This window comes from Arthrobacter sp. JCM 19049 (genome assembly GCF_001310435.1).
The window spans coordinates 1-2,140 of sequence record NZ_BAXF01000378.1 but is presented as its reverse complement, the minus strand read 5'-3'; the positions used below and the strand labels follow the sequence as shown (position 1 = coordinate 2,140).

Genomic DNA, 2,140 nt, shown 5'->3' with positions numbered 1-2,140 from the left:
CTTCCAGCTGCTCCAGGCTCACCGGAGCCTGGTCCTTGCCGGATTCCTGCTTGGCTTCCGCTTCCTCGGCCTCGGTCAGTGCGAGGCGGCGGCGATGCTGGCCAGGGCGCTGCGTGCGGCCTCGCTCTTCTCGTCGCTCTCGGTCTCCTGGGCGGCCCGCTGCTCGGCGGGCTTGGTTTCCTCCTGGCCGCTGGAGCCACCGCGACGGCGCCGGGAACGGCTGGACTTGGATTCCTGGTTCTTCTTGGCGTGCGATTCACCGTGCGAGTTGTAGCTCTTGCGGTGCTCCACCGGCTCCTCGTGGGTGATCACCCGCGTCCGGCGCAGACCTCGCAGGCCTCCCCGAAGACTTCCAACAGGCCGGTGCCCATGCGCTTGCGGGTCATCTGCACCAGACCCAGGCTGGTGACCTCGGCAACCTGGTGCTTGGTGCGGTCGCGGCCCAGGCACTCGATCAGCCGGCGCAGGACCAGGTCCCGGTTGGCCTCCAGCACCATGTCGATGAAGTCGATGACGATGATGCCGCCGATGTCGCGCAGGCGCAGCTGGCGCACGACCTCCTCGGCCGCCTCCAGGTTGTTCTTGGTGACGGTTTCCTCGAGGTTGCCGCCCGAGCCGGTGAACTTGCCGGTGTTCACGTCCACCACGGTCATCGCCTCGGTGCGGTCGATGACCAGCGAACCGCCGGAGGGCAGGAACACCTTGCGATCCAGCGCCTTGTTGATCTGCTCGTCGATGCGGTAGTGGGCGAAGATGTCCTCTTCGTTCTTCCACTGCTCCAGGCGGCCCATCAGGTCCGGGGCCACGTACATCACGTAGGCCTCGATGGTGTCCCAGGCCTGGGTGCCGGAGACGATCAGCTTGGTGAAGTCCTCGTTGAACACATCGCGCACGACCTTGATGGTCAAGTCCGGTTCGGAGTGCAGCAGTTCTGGGGCGAGGGTCTTGTTCGACTTGGACTGTTCCTCGATGCCCTCCCACTGGGCGCGCAGGCGTTGATGTCATTCATCAACTCTTCCTCGCTGGCACCCTCGGCGGCGGTGCGCACGATGACGCCCGCGTTCTCCGGCAGGTGGTCCTTCAGGATCTTCTTCAGCCGCTGGCGCTCCACATCCGGCAGCTTGCGGGAGATGCCGGTCATTGAACCGCCGGGAACGTACACCAGGTAGCGTCCGGGCAGAGAGACCTGGCTGGTCAGGCGGGCACCCTTGTGGCCCACCGTCCTTGGTCACCTGCACCAGCACCGAGTCGCCGGCCTTCAGCGCGTTTTCGATGCGCCGCGGCTGGCCCTCCAGGGCTGCGACGTCCCAGTTGACTTCGCCGGCGTACAGCACGGCGTTGCGTCCGCGCCCGATATCCACGAACGCGGCCTCCATGGAGGCAGCACGTTCTGGACCTTGCCCAGGTACACGTTGCCGATCAGGGAATCCTGCTGGGTCTTGGACACGAAGTGCTCGGCCAGCACCCCGTCCTCCAGCACACCGATCTGGATGCGGTCCTCGCGCTGGCGCACGATCATCTGGCGTTCCACCGACTCGCGGCGAGCCAGGAACTCGGCCTCGGTGATTACCTGACGGCGGCGACCGGTTTCCCGCGATTCGCGGCGGCGCTGGCGCTTGGCTTCCAGACGGGTGGAACCGCGCACCGAGGTGACCTTGTTGGAGACCGGGGTGTCCAGGCTTGCGCGCGGGGCACGTACCCGGGTGACGGTGTTCGGCGGGTCATCCTGCGAACCGCCATCCAGTTCCAGATCCACTTCCCCGCGACGGCGGCGACGCCGACGGCGTGAGGTGACCTCATCGGCGTCCTCGTCGTGGTGTTCCTCCCCGCGCTGTTCGGCTTCGGCCTGCTGCTTGGTCTTGGGGATGGCGTGGCGTACGACCGTGTGGGCCGCCTCGGGCACGGCGAAGGGATTGATCATCATGGTGCTGCCGTGCTGCGCGAGCAGGGCGCCGGTGTGGTCCTCGTTTTCCTTCGCTGCGCCGCTTTCGCTGGCTTCAGCGGCGGCATCGGTTTCGGTGGTTTCGGTCGCCCCGGTGGATTCGGCAACTGCCTCGGTGGCCTCGGTCGGTTCCTGCTGGCGGGGCGCCTTGGAGGTCTTGGGCGGGCGGGACTCGGGCCGGGGCCTGCTTGCGGTCGG

Annotated in this window: 1 pseudogene; it reads right to left on the bottom strand. The window is 67.0% G+C overall.

The features are described 5' to 3' along the window. Positions 1-276: 276 nt before the first annotated feature. Positions 277-2,140: pseudogene (locus tag JCM19049_RS12380) on the bottom strand (Rne/Rng family ribonuclease); the annotation flags it as partial.